The organism is Bacteroides sp. FSHCM14E1 (genome assembly GCF_019633785.1).
GTDB classification, from domain to species: domain Bacteria; phylum Bacteroidota; class Bacteroidia; order Bacteroidales; family Bacteroidaceae; genus Bacteroides; species Bacteroides hominis.
Map to the genome: position 1 here is coordinate 506,086 of NZ_JADKYL010000002.1, position 18,389 is coordinate 524,474.

11 protein-coding genes are annotated in these 18,389 nt (G+C 43.9%); 6 read left to right on the forward strand and 5 right to left on the reverse strand.

The window, feature by feature from the left end; genetic code table 11:
• Window positions 1-19 precede the first annotated feature (19 nt).
• The 5 genes from ISX59_RS05150 to ISX59_RS05170 all read left to right on the forward strand — a co-directional run bounded on the left by ISX59_RS05150 (window position 20) and on the right by ISX59_RS05170 (window position 7,986).
• Complete coding sequence (locus ISX59_RS05150; RefSeq protein ID WP_005775812.1) at window positions 20-1,246, forward strand: DUF4105 domain-containing protein; 1,227 nt, start codon at window positions 20-22, stop codon at window positions 1,244-1,246.
• The gene (locus tag ISX59_RS05155; protein ID WP_005775810.1) at window positions 1,243-2,817 is read left to right on the forward strand and encodes an alkaline phosphatase family protein; all 1,575 of its coding nucleotides are present in this window, start codon (window positions 1,243-1,245) and stop codon (window positions 2,815-2,817) included. Before ISX59_RS05150 ends, ISX59_RS05155 begins: the two co-directional genes overlap by 4 nt.
• 107 nt (window positions 2,818-2,924) lie before the next feature.
• Window positions 2,925-6,254, forward strand: coding sequence for a preprotein translocase subunit SecA (gene secA / locus ISX59_RS05160; protein ID WP_005775809.1), 3,330 nt, complete (start codon window positions 2,925-2,927; stop codon window positions 6,252-6,254).
• Window positions 6,255-6,374: 120 nt separating this feature from the next.
• The gene (locus ISX59_RS05165; protein ID WP_005809963.1) at window positions 6,375-7,475 is read left to right on the forward strand and encodes a DUF6340 family protein; all 1,101 of its coding nucleotides are present in this window, start codon (window positions 6,375-6,377) and stop codon (window positions 7,473-7,475) included.
• Window positions 7,476-7,539: 64 nt separating this feature from the next.
• The gene (locus ISX59_RS05170) at window positions 7,540-7,986 is read left to right on the forward strand and encodes a hypothetical protein (protein ID WP_005775807.1); all 447 of its coding nucleotides are present in this window, start codon (window positions 7,540-7,542) and stop codon (window positions 7,984-7,986) included.
• A gap of 93 nt (window positions 7,987-8,079) precedes the next feature.
• On the opposite strand, the gene ISX59_RS05175 is transcribed toward ISX59_RS05170, so the two are convergent.
• From ISX59_RS05175 to ISX59_RS05195, 5 genes are all read right to left on the reverse strand, one after another.
• Window positions 8,080-9,639 (reverse strand): arylsulfatase, encoded by a 1,560-nt coding sequence (locus ISX59_RS05175; protein ID WP_195341444.1) that lies wholly within the window; start codon window positions 9,637-9,639, stop codon window positions 8,080-8,082.
• 176 nt (window positions 9,640-9,815) lie between these two features.
• On the reverse strand, window positions 9,816-11,381 hold the full coding sequence (locus ISX59_RS05180; RefSeq protein ID WP_005809968.1) for an arylsulfatase: 1,566 nt from the start codon (window positions 11,379-11,381) through the stop codon (window positions 9,816-9,818).
• A 16-nt stretch (window positions 11,382-11,397) separates the two neighbouring features.
• Window positions 11,398-13,038: a RagB/SusD family nutrient uptake outer membrane protein gene (locus tag ISX59_RS05185; protein ID WP_005775803.1), complete on the reverse strand. Its 1,641-nt coding sequence runs from the start codon at window positions 13,036-13,038 to the stop codon at window positions 11,398-11,400.
• 6 nt (window positions 13,039-13,044) lie between these two features.
• The gene (locus ISX59_RS05190; RefSeq protein ID WP_005818675.1) at window positions 13,045-16,425 is read right to left on the reverse strand and encodes a TonB-dependent receptor; all 3,381 of its coding nucleotides are present in this window, start codon (window positions 16,423-16,425) and stop codon (window positions 13,045-13,047) included.
• A gap of 167 nt (window positions 16,426-16,592) precedes the next feature.
• On the reverse strand, window positions 16,593-17,600 hold the full coding sequence (locus ISX59_RS05195; protein ID WP_005809974.1) for a FecR family protein: 1,008 nt from the start codon (window positions 17,598-17,600) through the stop codon (window positions 16,593-16,595).
• Window positions 17,601-17,735: 135 nt separating this feature from the next.
• Here ISX59_RS05195 and ISX59_RS05200 point away from each other — a divergent pair, with 135 nt between their 5' ends.
• Window positions 17,736-18,311: an RNA polymerase sigma-70 factor gene (locus ISX59_RS05200; RefSeq protein ID WP_005775800.1), complete on the forward strand. Its 576-nt coding sequence runs from the start codon at window positions 17,736-17,738 to the stop codon at window positions 18,309-18,311.
• Window positions 18,312-18,389 lie beyond the last annotated feature (78 nt).

An 18,389-nucleotide genomic window follows, 5' to 3' on the forward strand; every position in this document is an offset into this window, starting at 1 on the left:
AAAGCAGTATCTTTGCCACATGAACTCAAAGTTGCGACATTTGCTCCTGATATTTTTTTCTTTCTTCACCATCCTGACATGGGGAACAGAGAGTCCATCCTCGCCTGATTCTGTCCGAATCAGCCTGCTGACGTGCGCTCCGGGGGAAGAAATCTATTCGTTATTCGGACATACTGCCATCCGCTATGAAGAACCGGCACGGGGTATCGATAGGGTGTACAACTACGGCCTGTTCAGTTTCAACACCCCTAACTTTACGCTACGTTTTGCACTCGGCAATGCCGACTACCGGTTGGGAGTGGAAGATTACCGTCATTTTGCCGTCGAATATGAATACTTCGGACGCAGTGTATGGCAGCAGACGCTCAATCTGACAGCCGAAGAACAACAACAGTTAATCACCCTTCTGGAAGAAAATTACCGCCCGGAAAACCGGATATACCGCTATAATTTTTTCTACGATAATTGTGCTACCCGACCACGGGACAAAGTGGAAGAGAGCCTGCAAAAAAGTGGCAGCCAACTGCTCTTCAGCAATACATATACCGAAAATAACGAGACTAAATCTTATCGGGATATTGTTCACCAATACACGAAAGGACACCCCTGGGCACAATTCGGAATCGACTTCTGCATCGGCAGCCAGGCCGACCGCCCCATCAGCGAAAGACAAATGATGTTCTCACCATTCTATCTGATGGATGCTTTTGACAAAGCGCGCATCGTTAACGCATCCGAAAACAGACCGTTAGTGACCGCCACTCAAAAAATTATCGACTGCGAACCGGACGTATCCGCACCTGCAGAAAGTGACATCTGGGATACACTTACCCCCATCCGCCTATCTCTTCTGTTTTTTATCGGCATCGGCATAGCTACGGTCTATGGCCTGCGAAAAAAGAAAAGTCTTTGGGGACTGGATATAGCAGTATTCGCCGCAGCAGGTATCGCAGGATGCATTATTGCTTTCCTTGCTCTTTTCTCCGAGCATCCCACGGTGGGGGCGAATTACTTGTTATTTGTCTTTCACCCGGGACATCTGCTCTGCCTCCCTTTCTTCATAAACGATGAACGGAAGCAGCGCAAAAGTAGGTATCATCTGCTGAATTGCATGGTTTTAACACTTTTTATAGCGTTTTTCCCTGTAATACCACAAAATTTCGACTTAGCAGTATTACCTTTGGCACTCAGTTTGCTGATACGTTCTGCAAGCAACCTTATACTGACATACAAAAAAGCTAAATGAAAGGACTATTAACCTCCATACTGACCGTACTTACTTTTACCGGGCTGCAAGCCCAGCCACTTCCCACTACTCCGAAATTAGTGGTGGGACTTACAATCGACCAGTTACGTACGGACTATCTGGAAGCTTTTTCAACTTTGTATGGCGACAAAGGCTTCAGGCGGCTTTGGAAAGAAGGACGCGTATTCCGGAATGCCGAATATACTTTCTGTGGCACAGACCGCGCATCGGCCATCGCAGCCATTTATACAGGCACCACTCCTTCGGTCAACGGAATCATCGGTAAACGCTGGATGGATGTGTCGATCCTGCGCACCGTGAGTTGTGTAGACGATCCTTCATTTATGGGTAATTACACGAATGAAAGTTCTTCTCCTTCACATCTCCTGACCTCAACAATTGCCGACGAACTCAAAATAGCTACCCGCAACGAAGGATTAGTATATGCTATCGCCCCCTTCCGTGACGCTGCCATTCTTGCAGCCGGACATGCCGGAAATGGCGCATTCTGGCTCAACAATACTACCGGAAAATGGTGCGGAACAACTTATTATAGTGAATTTCCATGGTGGGTGAGCCAATATAACGATCGGAATGCCGTAGACTTCCGCATTGCCGATATGACGTGGACTCCTGTCCACCCCATGCAAAATTACACATTCCTACCCGAATGGAGGGACGCAGCCTTTAAATATAAATTTGACGATGACCGCATCAATAAATACAAACGGCTGATTACAAGCCCTTTTATCAACGATGAAGTTAACTTGCTGACCGAGGAGCTTCTGGACAAGAGCACAATGGGAAAAGACAATACTCCCGACATGCTCTCACTCACCTATTACGCCGGCAATTATGCCCACAAGAGTGTACAGGAATGCGCTATGGAGATGCAGGACACCTACGTTCGCCTCGACCGCAGCATTGCTTCTTTGCTGGATATCATCGACAAGAAAGTAGGCTTACAGAACGTTGTCTTCTTTATCACTTCCACCGGATATACCGATACTGAATCGGCAGACCGGGGACTCTACCGGGTTCCGACCGGAGAGTTCCACCTGAACCGTTGTGCGGCCCTGTTGAACATGTATCTGATGGCTACTTACGGTCAGGGACAATACGTGGAAGCCTACTACGACCAGCAAATTTATCTCAACCATAAACTGATAGAAGAAAAACAACTGGATTTGGCAGATATTCAGGAAAAAGCCGCTGAATTCCTGATCCAGTTTAGTGGGGTAAACGAGGTTTATTCGGGTAAACGCCTGTTATTGGGGGCCTGGACACCGGACATCTCAATGATACGGAATGGTTTCCACCGTAAACGCTCGGGCGATCTGTTGATCGACGTATTGCCGGGCTGGACCATCGTCAATGAAAATACATCCGACCATAAAGTGGTCCGGAAAGCACATATTCCGTCTCCGCTTATTTTTCTGGGCAGTGGCGTAAAACCGGCCGTAATCAACACGCCCGTAACCGTCGACCACATAGCTCCTACCGTAGCTCACATCCTGAGAATACGGGCCCCGAACGCATGCACTGCAACTCCGATTACCGACATCCGGTGACACTTTCCACACAAAAAACAGTGTGCAAAGCGCAAATAAATCAGCATTTTAATGTAACTTTGCGCAGTTGAATCAATTTAGTAAATAATAAACATAAATAATAGATAATGGGATTTAATGAATTTTTAAGCTCGATTTTCGGAAACAAATCCACACGAGACATGAAAGAAATTCAACCCTGGGTAGACAAGATCAAAGCCGCTTACCCAGAGGTTGCTAAGCTTGACAATGACGGCCTCCGTGCAAAAACAGAGGAACTTAAAGAATACATCCGCAACTCGGCAAGCAAAGAACGTGCTAAAGCTGACGAACTCAGAGCAGGCATCGAAAGCGTGGAACTGGAAGACCGCGAAGAAGTATTCGCTCAGATCGACAAAATTGAAAAAGAAATATTAGAGATATACGAAAAAGCACTTGACGAAGTATTGCCGGTAGCTTTCTCCATCGTGAAAGAATCTGCCAAACGTTTCTCTGAAAACGAAGAAATAGTAGTTACAGCTACAGATTTCGACCGCACCCTGGCGGCTACCAAAGACTTCGTGCGCATCGAAGGTGACAAAGCCATCTGGCAGAATCATTGGAATGCCGGTGGAAATGACACGGTATGGAACATGGTTCACTACGACGTACAGTTGTTTGGCGGTGTAGTACTGCACAAAGGGAAAATTGCCGAAATGGCGACCGGTGAAGGTAAGACTCTTGTAGCTACGCTTCCCGTATTCCTGAATGCCCTGACCGGAAACGGCGTACATGTAGTAACCGTGAACGACTATCTGGCTAAACGTGACTCCGAATGGATGGGACCGCTTTATATGTTCCACGGACTCAGCGTGGACTGCATCGACCGTCACCAACCCAACTCTGACGCACGCCGCCAGGCTTATTTGGCAGACATCACTTTCGGAACGAACAATGAATTCGGTTTCGACTATCTGCGTGATAATATGGCTATCAGCCCGAAAGACCTTGTACAGCGCCAGCACAACTATGCCATCGTCGACGAGGTGGACTCGGTATTGATTGACGATGCCCGTACTCCGTTGATTATTTCAGGTCCCGTGCCCAAAGGCGAAGACCAACTCTTTGAGCAACTCCGCCCATTGGTAGAACGCCTTGTGGAGAAACAGAAAGAGTTAGCAACTAAATACTTATCGGAGGCTAAGAGACTTATCAACTCGAATGATAAGAAAGAGGTGGAAGAAGGATTTCTCGCTCTGTTCCGCAGCCACAAAGCACTGCCTAAAAATAAGGCATTGATCAAATTCCTCAGTGAACAGGGAATCAAAGCCGGTATGCTGAAAACGGAAGAGATCTACATGGAGCAAAACAACAAACGCATGCATGAAGCAACAGATCCATTGTACTTCGTGATTGACGAAAAGTTGAACAGCGTAGATCTGACAGATAAAGGTGTAGACCTGATCACCGGTAACTCGGAAGATCCGACTTTATTCGTATTGCCGGACATAGCCGCCCAACTTTCGGAATTGGAAAACGAACATGGATTGAGCGACGAACAAAAGCTTGAAAAGAAAGATGCCTTGCTGACCAATTATGCCATCAAGTCAGAACGTGTACACACCATCAACCAGTTACTGAAGGCATACACCATGTTCGAAAAGGATGATGAGTATGTGGTAATCGACGGACAAGTGAAGATCGTTGACGAACAAACAGGACGTATCATGGAAGGCCGCCGTTACTCAGACGGACTGCATCAGGCCATCGAAGCGAAGGAAGGTGTGAAAGTAGAAGCTGCCACACAAACTTTTGCCACCATCACTCTGCAGAACTACTTCCGTATGTATCATAAACTCTCGGGTATGACCGGTACGGCCGAAACAGAAGCCGGTGAGTTGTGGGACATTTACAAACTGGATGTAGTCGTGATTCCGACCAATCGACCGATTGCCCGCAAAGACATGAATGACCGCGTTTATAAAACAAAACGCGAAAAGTATAAAGCCGTAATCGAAGAAATAGAACAACTGGTACAGGCAGGACGCCCGGTATTGGTGGGTACTACTTCGGTAGAAATCTCCGAGATGCTGAGCAAGATGCTGACCATGCGCAAGATCGAACACAACGTATTGAATGCGAAACTTCACCAGAGGGAGGCAGACATCGTTGCTAAAGCAGGTTTGAGCGGTACGGTAACCATTGCTACAAACATGGCCGGTCGTGGTACGGACATCAAGCTGAGTCCTGAAGTAAAAGCAGCAGGCGGTTTGGCAATCATCGGTACCGAACGTCACGAGTCACGTCGTGTAGACCGTCAGTTGCGCGGACGTGCAGGACGTCAGGGTGACCCGGGTTCATCTGTCTTCTTCGTTTCACTCGAGGACGACCTGATGCGCCTCTTCTCTTCCGACCGTATCGCCAGCGTGATGGATAAACTGGGATTCCAGGAAGGTGAAATGATCGAGCACAAGATGATCTCCAACTCCATCGAGCGTGCACAGAAAAAGGTAGAAGAAAACAACTTCGGTATCCGTAAACGTCTGTTGGAGTATGACGATGTAATGAATAAGCAACGTACGGTTGTTTATACCAAACGCCGCCATGCGCTGATGGGTGAACGTATCGGAATGGATATCGTTAATATGATTTGGGACCGTTGTGCCGCCGCTATCGAGAACAATGCAGACTACGAAGAATGTAAGCTGGACTTGCTCCAAACGCTCGCAATGGAGGTTCCTTTCACAGAAGAAGAGTTCCGCAACGAGAAAAAGGATAAACTGGCAGATAAAACATTCGATGTGGCAATGGCTAACTTCAAGCGCAAGACAGAACGTCTGGCACAGATAGCCAATCCGGTGATCAAGCAAGTGTACGAGAACCAAGGACATATGTACGAAAACATCCTGATTCCGATCACGGACGGAAAACGTATGTACAATATCTCTTGCAATCTGAAAGCTGCTTACGAAAGCGAATCGAAAGAAGTAGTGAAATCATTCGAAAAATCGATCTTGCTCCATGTCATCGACGAGTCTTGGAAAGAAAACTTACGTGAACTGGACGAACTGAAACATTCGGTACAGAACGCAAGTTACGAACAGAAAGATCCGCTATTGATCTATAAACTGGAATCGGTGACTTTGTTTGATAATATGGTAAACAAGATCAATAATCAGACTGTATCCATCCTGATGCGTGGTCAGATTCCTGTAGCCGAACCAACTGAAGAACAGCAAGAAGCGGCCAGACGCGTAGAAGTACGCCAGGCAGCTCCGGAACAACGTCAGGACATGAGCAAATATCGGGAACAAAAACAAGATCTGAGTGATCCGAATCAGCAGGCCGCTGCCCAGCAAGATACGCGCGAAGCCGTGAAACGTGAACCCATCCGTGCCGAAAAAACAGTAGGACGCAATGATCCCTGCCCATGTGGAAGCGGAAAAAAATATAAAAATTGTCACGGACGGAACAGTTAAGTATATAAAGAACCCGTAACTCCTTAATAAAAGCCTTGAACGGTTAAAAACTGTTCGAGGCTTTTCTATATTCAATCAAAATCGTATTTTTGTTCTTTCAGAAAAGTAAAAAAACAGGCTATGACAAAATATCCGTATATTCTGTTCGTATTGCTCCTTGTGTCTTTCAGTTCCTGCCAGACTGTTGAGCAACTTTCCATTGATTATATGCTCCCTGCGGAAATCAGTTTTCCTAACGAGTTGAAACGGGTGGCAATCGTAAATAATGTCAGTGCCACACCTGATAATACCTTACCTCCCAAAGAAAATAAAATAAAAGATAAAAATGAACTCAGCCGGGCAGTATCCTATCACGACGGCCAGCCCGTGCTCACTACCGAGGCACTGGCCAAAGCCATAGCTGAGCAGAATTATTTTAACGAAGTCGTTATTTGTGATTCGGCTCTGCGCGCACGGGACTTCAGACCTCGTGAATCAACCCTCAGCCAAGAAGAGGTCCGGACCTTGACACAGACTTTAGGTGTTGATTTCATCATTTCACTTGAAAACTTGCAAATGAAATCAACACGTGTTTTCAGTTATATTCCCGAATGGAACACTTATTATGGTACATTAGATACTAAAATCTATCCTACGGTGAAGATTTATCTTCCGGGACGGAAAAGCCCGATGGTAACGATCAACAGCAACGACAGCATTTTTTGGGAAGAGTACGGAAATACCGAAGCGTTTGTCCGCTCACGTCTCCCGGATGACAAACAAATGATTCGCGAATCCTCTGAGTTTGCCGGTAGCATTCCGGTAAGCAAGATACTGCCGTACTGGAAAACAGCCTATCGTTATTACTTCATCAGTGGCTCGGTAGCAATGCGCGACGCAGCCGTCTATGTGAAAGAAAATGAATGGGACAAAGCATCAAAACTTTGGGAACAAGCTTTCGAAGCAACTAAAAATAACAAAAAGAAAATGCGTGCAGCTTTCAATCTGGCCCTATACCACGAAATGAAAGATAGTGTGGAAGAAGCAGAGAAATGGGCTATCAAAGCACAGGAATTTGCACGTAAAATAGATAAAATCGATTCACTGAAGAGCAGTGATATAGACTTTAGCAGAATTCCCAACTACTACCTGACCAGCCTTTATGTGAACGAATTGAAGGAAAGGGCCGAGGGATTAGGCAAACTTAAAGGCCAAATGAGTAGATTTAATGATGATTTTTAAAGAAATCATGCAAGGGTTCTTATTTTTTTTATACCTTTGAGCTAAATAAAAAGAGCTAAAAGATATGAAACTTAGTCAGCAGTCACAAGCCATTATCGAATCTGCGATTCAAAAAGCAATTAACAAATATACCTGTGGATGCGAACAGACCATCGTCACAGATATCCATATTCAACCGAACCAAAATTCCGGTGAGCTCTTCATCTATGATGATGAAGATGAAGAATTATCCAGTGTAACCATTGATGAATGGACAGCCTACGAGGGAGATGACTTTTACGAAGATGCTGAAAGAATCTTCCGCACCATGCTCTGCCGTATGAAAGAAGGTGGAAGTTTCGATAAGTTGACTATCCTTAAACCTTATTCTTTCGTATTGGTAGACGAAGATAAAGAGACGATCTCCGACCTTTTGCTTGTAGACGATGATACACTGTTAGTAAATGATGAACTTCTGAAAGGGCTGGATAAAGAACTGGACGATTTTCTGAAAAACTTATTGGAAAAATAGTTCCGCCCCCTTCTTGTGATATAACTGAAAGAGGCTATCCGAATAATTCGAATAGCCTCTTTTGGATTGGGTTCATGACGGACATATGGATAATCAATACCTTGTCACCTTGTCCGAATGCGCCTTCAGGTATTCAAAACGATTGATTAGTTCACCCAACTTTTTAGGGTACTTCTCTGCCAGATTCTCCTGCTGACCGATATCCGATTTCAGATTATAGAGTTTATAGCCATAGCCTAAACCGATAAAGTCACCGTCTTCTTTACTATAGGGATTATAATAAGGGGGAATCAGTGCCCAGTCACCCTGACGATAAGCATAATTGAACATCCCTTCGATCACTAACTCTTTACGACCCTTTTTACTCTTACCTAAAAAAGCATCCATCGTATTCTGACTATCCACTTTATCAGGATAACTTTGTCCCAGAAGTGAAGCAAATGAAGCTAATAGATCCATCTGGCAAACAAATACATCTGATACCTGAGGCTTCACCCTGGCCGGCCAGCGAAGCATAAATGGTATACGGGTTCCCCCATCAAACATGCTTGTTTTACCTCCGCGTAAAGGACCGGCTATTTGGTGATCACCCACCAATTCAACAGCATCATCTTTGTAGCCATCATCAAGTACCGGACCGTTGTCACTTGTCAGAATCACGATGGTATTCTCTGCCAATCCCAGTTTATCCAATTCTTTCAGAAATTGATCTACACACCAATCAGCTTCCAGAATCACGTCGCCACGAGGCCCCATACCCGACTTCCCGACAAAACGTTCGTTAGGCACACGAGGTACATGCGGTTGATGAAGTCCATAATAGAGAAAGAAAGGTTTATCCTTGTTTTCATCAACAAATTGTTTGGCTTTATCCAGAAATAATCCTGCCATTTCTTCATCTTTCCACTGTGCCGCCTTACCGCCTTTTTGGAAACCAATACGAGGCACCCCATTCACGATGGAACCTGCATGCCCCACACTGGGATGCATACGCAACAACTCCGGATTGTCTTTACCGGTGGGTTCGCCAGGGAAATTTTTCCGATAATCCACATAAAGAGGGTCATTCGGATCCAGCCCGACCACTTTTCCATTTTCCAGAAAAACACAAGGAACACGATCATTCGTCGCTGCCTGAATGAATGAATAATCGTAACCGATCTCGGCAGCACCGGGATGTACCTCCTTATTCCAATCTACATGCCCGTCTCCCAGACCGATATGCCATTTACCGACAGAACCGGTAGTATACCCTGCCTGCTTCATCAGCTTTGGCAATGTTATCTTCTGTGGATCAATAATCAACGCGGCATTACCCGGCAAAATCTTAGCTTCGACATTGCTCCAGGGATACTTCCCGGTCATGACCGAATAACGGCTCGGAGTGGACGTAGCTGCGGTACAGAATCCCTGTGTAAACCGAATACCTTCATTGGCTATACGGTCCATGCCCGGAGTCTGTATTCGATGGGCACCATAACAACTTAAGTCTCCGTATCCCAAGTCATCGGCAACAATCAGGATAATGTTGGGCTGTTTTTCTGTTTTTTCTTGTGCAGACTGCGGCGCTCCGGCCAAAGCAGTAGCCGGCAAAGATACCCCCGCTACCACCCCTAAGGTACAGTTTAGCAACTTCATTTTTTCGTTTGTCATATTAAATTTGTTCAAGAGTAATTTCTGATGAGGTCAATGGAGCCTGAGTACAAAGATAGGCAAGAATCTTGTTCTGTCATGAAAATAATGAAATTAAATATAAAGCACATCTAAAAAAGATGCCGCCTCAACGATATTATCATTAAGACGGCATCCTGTTTCTGCCAAGAAGTTTTCTAAGGTTTCAGATTCTTCATCCGGACATGCCTTAATATATTCTGTAATTCAAAAACCCGCTCCGGATATAAAGAAGCTTCGTTCTTCCGTTCCGCCACATCATCTGCTACATGATATAATTGGGGGGTACTCAAATTACCGGTTTCTATTTTAGGTCCCCAGGTAATCATGGCAGGTCCGTCATTCGGCTCAATATACTTCCAATCTTTGGTACGGACCGACAAAGTGTGATTTGAAGCCTGCTCTATCACCCATGGACGATCGGACTGATTCTTGCCTAACCAAGTATCCAGAAAGTTAAAACTGTCAGGTGCCGCTCCTTTGGGTAGCCCTGCTCCAACCAATGAAGCCAAAGAAGCAAACCAATCAATTTGTGAAACTAAAGCATTGGAAACCTCGGCTGAAGCAGCTCCCTTCGGCCACCGGACAATAGCGGGAATACGGGTTCCACCTTCAAAAGCACTGTACTTATTACCACGTAACGGTCCTGCGGGACTATGCCCGTTCAGCAACTCCTCTGCCCGATCCTGATAGCCATCATCAACAACCGGCCCGTTATCACTGGACAGGATAATGAGGGTATTTTCTGATAATCCCAGCTTATCAAGCGTATCCATAATCTGACCTACACTCCAGTCAAACTGGACTATTGCATCTCCGCGCAATCCCATCGGATTTTTACCACGGAAGCGATCGTGCGGAAAACGAGGGACATGAACATCGTTCGTCGCAAAATACATAAAGAACGGCTCGTCCTTATGCTCACGAATGAAACCTATGGCATGTGAAGTTATCGAATCAGCAATATTCTCGTCTTTCCACAAGGCCTTGCCTCCCCCTTTCATATATCCGATACGACCAATGCCATTGACAATAGCCATATCATGTCCATGGCTTGACTTCAGATTGAACAACAACTCCGGGTGATCCTTTCCCAATGGTTCTCCTTCAATCGGTTTACGATAACTGACCTCAATCGGAGCAGAGGGATCATAATTGGCCACCTTGCCATTTTCTATAAAAACACACGGAACACGATCAGCGGTTGCAGCCATTATATAGGAATAATCAAAACCGATATCTCCTAAAGCAGTCGGCAACGGAGCATTCCAATCTTGTTCCCCATCCTTATCTCCCAATCCTAAATGCCATTTGCCGATAGCAGCAGTAGCATAACCGGCGTTTTTAAACATGTCAGCCATCGTATAACGCTCGGGGCGGATAATCATCCCTGCATTGCCTGCCGCAATATCCGTGCCCGGACGACGCCAGGCATACTCTCCGGTAAGCATGGAATAACGGGATGGGGTACTTGTAGCTGCTGTAGCATGGGCATTATTAAAGCGGATCCCTTCAGCTGCCAAACGGTTTACATGGGGTGTCTGCACATTCTTTGCACCGTAACATTCCAAATCACCATAGCCGAGGTCATCAGCATAGATAAACACAACATTGGGGAGTTTCCGATCGTTTACTTTTTGTTGGGCTTTCCCTCCCTTCTGACCGGTAGCAGCCATCAGGCATGCTACCGGAGAGAGACAAGCCAATAATACATATTGTCTCATTGCTTAAGCTATTAAATTAGTCGCGTAAATTAGGATTAATATTCTGTTCAGACTGTGGAATCGGCCATGTATAATCTGTCGGATTGCGGAAAGCACGTTTTCCAACATACCAACGGCACTTCCCTGTCGGATCAACCTCCTTGGTCGTTGTTGCATACTGAGTTGAATTTGGATAGGGAGCACCCCATATTTTCTGGGACAACACTTCATGTGCAATCCCCCATCGCATGATATCCCAGTAGCGAATGCCTTCCATAGCCAACTCAATGCGACGTTCGTGACGCACGATCTCACGAAGTTTAGCCGGATTCACTTCGGTAATAACAGGCATCTTCACACTGGCCCGACCTCTCACTGCATTGATTGTCTCGTCCAATGTTCCCTGAGTGATCGTTTGATTATCTTCAACCAGACATTCCAGATATCCCAACAACACTTCGGCATAACGAATAATCGGAGTCAGTCCGTTTGCGCTCTGTACATCGTTTATAGGTGTCGATTCTTCAAAATATTTCCTCATCATAAAGCCGGTTCTGGAAGCCTCGCTCGTATAATCGAGCTTCTCTTTCTTGGCTGCACTATAGTCAGGACTCATCTTATACTCTGTACCCATAAAGATGGCACCATTATAGTAAATTGTATAATCCAGACGCGGATCGCGATCCTTTCCTAAATTAGACGGGTCATATCTCGGATCATCATAGCTGAAAGGAGTTCCATCCTTAAATTCATACGATTCGTATAAATCAGCAGCCGGATTGACCAGGCTCCAGCCCCCGTCTTTGGCAGAAAGTGCATGCTGCGGCAGACCGGTACCCAGATAGTTTTCCAGATACTGGATGTAGAAAATATTCTCCTTGTTCGAAGTTCCGGTAGAAGGATAAAACAGCTCCTGATAGTTGGCGTTTATCGCATTATCTCCCAATTCCATAATATCGTGGAAAGCCTTTGCTCCACTTTTCCAATCTTTCTGCAACATGCAGGTACGTCCGAGAAAAGCAAGGGCCGCCTGTTTACAAGCACGTCCGGCTTCTCCCGCCGGAATGGCGGAGAAACGGGGCAAATCGGCCGCAGCTGCAGTAAATTCGGTTACACACCATTTCAGGATATCGGCCTGTGAAGTCTTTGTCACATTGTTGGCTTCTTCACCCGTCAGCACATTCTCTACCAAAGGAACATCCTTGAAGTAGCTGGCAAGATAAAAATACTGGGTTGCACGTAAAAAGCGGGCCTCAGCAATCATCCGTGTCTTTTTTGCCGATTCGGAACTATTCTGAATGCCAACAAGAAAACGATTGCAGTAACCTATTCTCTTATAAGACGTTTCCCAATATCTTTTAATAAATGCATTATCAGCCGTCAAATTACCACTTGAAATCTTGAAGAAAGGATTATTCTCCCCCCGACGGTCAAAAGCATTATCCGAAAGATGCTCCATCATAATCATTCCGTGATAGGACCACCAATCCGAAGGGTTATACTCTACGCCGTCTGTCAGGCTTCCTCTATAAAGAGAAGTCAATGCCAGTTCCGCATTCGATTCGCTATTCCAAAAAGTCTCTTCAGACAAGTCTGTCAGTGGATAGCGCTCTAAATCACAAGCTTGAAACAGTCCTGCCGCCAATGCCAATGCTACTATATATTTTAAACTCTTCATCTTACATCAAAATTTTAAGGTTAAACCAAATGTATAAGTTGACAGAATAGGATAATAACTACCGTCTGTATTAATTTCCGGATCCCAGCCTTTACGATATCCGCTGATGGAGAATGGATTATCAAGTGATATATAAAAACGAAGGTTGGAGGAACCGAACTTCTGAGTTATATGTTTGGGCAATGTATATCCTAACTGGATATTTCTCACTTTGAGATAAGAGGCATCCAGAATCCAGAAGTCAGAACCCAGCGTATTGTTGCTACCCGCATTCGACATCACCTCGAGACGGGGATATTTAGGATACCGGTTCGACTGATTATTCGTCCAGGTCTCTTCTGCCTGCCATTTCTGGATATTACCTTCCTGGAAGAAAGCATAACCGGCATAATTAGTCAACTGTCCTTTTACTTTGGCCACTCCTTGAAGCAATATATTGAAATCGAATCCTTTGTATTCGGCACCCAATCCTAAACCAAATGTATATTGAGGTATCTTCGATCCCAAATAAGCTTTATCGGCTTCATCCACCTTTCCGTCACCGGAAATATCCACATAACGCAAATCACCCGCTTTGGAGTTAGGAGCAATCTTACTCTGATCATGCCATTCTTTTACTTCTTCATCAGTCAAGAATACGCCATCCGTCTTATAACCGTAAAACATATTCATCGGATAACCCAGGAACAGATTGCTACCATTACCTATCATTCCACTCTTTTGCTCCACATCTCCTACACCCAGACTGATCACTTTATTCTTGATAATGGAAAAGTTTCCGTTAACATGATAACTAAATTCACCAACCTTATTCTGGTGCCCTATTTCAAACTCCCATCCCTTGTTTTCAAGACTTCCCGTGTTGACTTGCGAAAGTGCAAGACCGAAAATAGAAGAATAACTTGCGCTCGGTTTATACAGGATGTCTGTTGTCTTACGATAGAAATAAGCTGCATTAAACGTCAGTTTGTTCTTCCAGAAAGCAGTCTCGATACCGACATCCGTAGTACGGGTCTTTTCCCATTTTAGAGTCGGATCAACATAGGTAGTCACTGCGGCACCCTGAGTATAAACACCCCCGAATACATAGTTCATTGCTTTTCCAAGAGCATAAGTAGACTGATAAGGATAGTTACCAATATTGTTATTACCCAGAATACCGTATGATGCTTTCAGCTTCAGATTATCAATAAAGCTCAGTGACTCTGCTTCTTTGAAAAATTGCTCCTCCGATAAACGCCATCCTGCAGCAACAGATGGAAAGAAACCAAATTTATTATCTGTCGGGAAACGGGAAGAACCATCATAGCGCATCGTGGTTTCAAACAAATAGCGTTGGTCATAATTATAAGTCAAACGTCCGAAAACAGACATAATGGCCCAATCATAGCCTCCACCGGAATTGGTTTGCCCATCAGCTCCTCCGGCGTTCAGGTAGGGGACTTCATCCGATGGGAAATTCAGGCGGCTTCCTCCTACGGTTCTCTGCGATTCATCTTCCCAAGTATAACCGACTAATACAGACAAATCATTCTTGCTGAATTTCACATTGTAATCTGCCAATGCCTGAAACGTTTTATAGACCGTTTTATACATGGTATCCGACAGAGAAGAAGGACCCAACTTTTTACCGCCTGTAATCTCCATAGCCGAACGATAGTGACGAATCTGCTGACCGGTATAATTATATCCTCCGATAGCTTTCAAAGTTAAACCTTTCACCGGTGTAAACGCCAACTCTACATTAGAACGGAATTTATCAAAGTTTTCATCATAAAAAGAACCACTATCCAACCATGCCAACGGTGTACCAAGCACCTTGGGTCCTAAACCGTACGAACCATCTTCCAATTTGGTAGCCCACAATCCTGGGAAACGAAGTGCATTGCTTGAAAAAGCTTTAAATCCTGCAGAATCCATTCCACCCGGAGTAGAAGGCTCGCTTCTTTTTGAAACGACACCGCCTAAACGTGTGGTTAATGTAAGGTTTTTAGCCAATTCTGTCGTCAGATTCACTCTGCCGTTATAACGATCATAGTGATTGTGTTTCATCAGCCCGTTCTGTTTTACATAGCCAAAGGAAACCATATATTGTGTTTTATCATTGCCTCCGTTCACAGTCAGTTCATGTCCGGTTTGCAGCCCTTTGTTACCCAATAATTTGTCCAGATAGTGTTCATTAGGATAATTGTACGGATCGGAACCATCTTTATATTTCTGAATCTCTTCTGCCGTATAAACCTCCTTGCCCATTGCTTTATTGTACAGTTCGGCATACTCCCACGAATCACACATTTCAGGTAATTCAGTAGCCTGATTAAATCCGACATAACCGTTATAACTTACGGTAACCTTACCCTTTTGACCACCCTTGGTTTTCACAAGTACAACACCGTTCGCAGCACGCGAACCGTAAATAGCAGCAGAGGAAGCATCTTTCAAGATTGAAATACTCTCAATATCAGCTGGATTCAAATCATTCAAGCTACCGGGAAGTCCGTCAACCAACACCAAAGGATCGGGGGTTGCTCCAAAAGAACCGACACCACGTACACGAATTGTACCTTGATCTTGTCCGGGATTACCGCTCGATTGTGTAATTGTTACTCCGGATAGTTGTCCGGTCAGCATATTCGAAACGCTGGGAGCGGTTCTGGATTCAAGTTTCTTACTATCCACCGCAGCAATCGAACCAATCACGTTCACTTTCTTCTGTGAACCATATCCAACCACGACCACCTCTTCCAAAGCCCGGGTATCTTCTTTCATCGTAACACTTAATGGTTTTCCCGAAACAACTTTCAGTTCCTGAGTCTGATATCCGATATAAGAAATCTCAATCACCGCTTTCTCCGAACTCACTGATAAGGAGAACTCTCCCTCTAAATTAGTTATGATACCGTTTGTTGTCCCTTTCTCAACGACACTGGCACCAATCACCGGTTCTCCGTTCACATCCGTCACTCTTCCCGAAACTCTTACCGTTTGTTGTTGCTTCGATGTCATTTCGGTAGATAAAATAATCTTTTTATCCAAAACGGAATACTTCACATTAGTCCCTTCAAAGATTTCATCCAGCACTTTAAATATATCACTCTTGTCAACTGAAACGGAAACCATCCTTTTCAGGTTAACATGTTTGTTATTAAAGAAAAAGCCAAAGCCCGATTGCTTTTCTATTTCTTTCAGAACTTTCTCTACAGTTTGATTATGTATATCAATACTGATCTCCACCTTTTGTGCAAAAACATCTGTGGCATGCACAAAACTCATAGAGCAAATTAGGAATAGAATAAATAGTCGCATAGTTCTTGGTATTTTATTCGAGGTCAGCCAAAGCGAAGACTTTACCACCCGCAATAATTGGATGCTAAAATAATTTTGCATAATTTTGTATTGACTTAAAGTTAAAAAAATAGTTTATCTTAGCTTGTCGCTAAACAAGCTCAAAAGGTTTACTCTTTTACGTATGGAAGGATACGCCAATATCTTTCCGTACGTTTTTAGTAATTCAGGGAGATTTGTTTTTCATAAGCATTTCTTTTAAGGGTTAATTAATAAATTTCAATTTTACTCCGTTCATCCTGAATATCAGGACTCTCCAGGTATCTCCATTGTATCTTGGACGAAATTTTAAAGTATTCCAATATGCGTTCAAGCCGTTGTTCGGTGAATGTACCCGTAAACGCATTTGTTTTTAAACGTGTATTCTTTATAATGAAAGTTACATTAAAACGTTTTTCAAGCATTCTCAACGCTACTTCCAACGGCGTATTACTGAATATGATCTTGCCATCTTTCCAGGCGGTTTCCGACAAGCCAGATGTAGCATATAGCCGCACATCACCGCTTGTCGAACTATAAACAAGCTTTTGTCCGGGTTTCATAACAACTTTCTTAACCCGATAATCTCTATCATTAAAATGAAAACAAACATGTCCTTCTACCAACGTGGTCGAGACGTCCGGTTCATCTTCATAAGCCTCCACATTAAAATGGGTACCCAATACTTCTATCTTTGATGCATGTGGAGTAGAGACGAAAAACTTCTTTTTTAAATCTTTTGCTACCGCAAAATAAGCCTCTCCCCGCAACTCCACATCTCGTGTATCACCTTCAAAAAAAGTTGGATAACGTAAAGAAGATTCCGAATTCAGATAAACGACCGTACTATCTGGTAGTACCACCGAAGTTGTCATTCCCGGATTCGTCTTAATCTCAAGCATCTGACTCAAGACAGGTTTACTATTGTTCATGTATTGCACCACAAAAGCTATAAACAAAGGAATGAATAAAACAGCAGCGGTACGTTGTATCCACTCCCACCAAGTTGTTTTCTTTACAACCATTCTACTCCTAACCTTATCCAAGGCCTTCTCCGTATCCACCTTACGCATTACGTTAACTGTATCTACAGCCAGATAAAGAGTATTCATCTGATCAACCATCTTCCGGTTCTCTTCCGATTCTCCTATCCAGGCTTCCACCTGCCTGCACTCTTCTTCCGTAGCCAGTCCTTCACAATAGCGAGGTAGTAAATGGTCTATATCTTCTTGATTCATATTTATAACTCAACTCTTTTATTAATAAGACAGGTGGGAAAATAGGATTCCTAAACTTAATTCCATTTTTTTTTAGAAAATCTTTGTTTTAATAAGAAAAGACTATCTTTGTATATAAATTAAATTCTTAGATCTATGAAGCCAAACCGGACAAGAGAAGAGATTTTATTGCTTTCCAAACTTCAACAAGGGGATAAAAAGGCTTTTAACGCCTTGTTCAGAAAATACTATCCAACGTTATGTGCATACGCCCACCGGTTTGTGGATTTGGAGGATGCGGAGGAAATTGTACAGGATGTGATGCTTTGGCTATGGGAGAATCGTGAGATATTACTTATTGAATCATCACTAAGCCAATATCTTCTAAAAATGATATATCACCGTGCATTAAACCGCATCGCGCAGAAAGAGGTAAAATATCGCGCAGATACACTATTTTATGAAAAAAATCAGGCAATGATTTACGATGTAGACTTCTATCAGATAGAAGAATTAACAAAACGGATTCACACAGCCATAGCAGCGTTACCGGAATCTTATCGAGAAGCATTTATCATGCACCGCTTCAAGGATATGAGTTACAAAGAAATTGCAGAGCTCCTTAATATATCTACTAAGACCGTAGATTATCGTATACAACAGGCACTGAAATTACTACGCAAGGAACTCAAGGAATTCTTATCATTGGCATTAATTTTTCTGGCAGCGTAGTTCGCACAGACGAAAGATAGACATTATAAAAGGAGGCAGAGTTACCGAATAAAAAGAAGGAGTTGTGTCAAAAGTCTT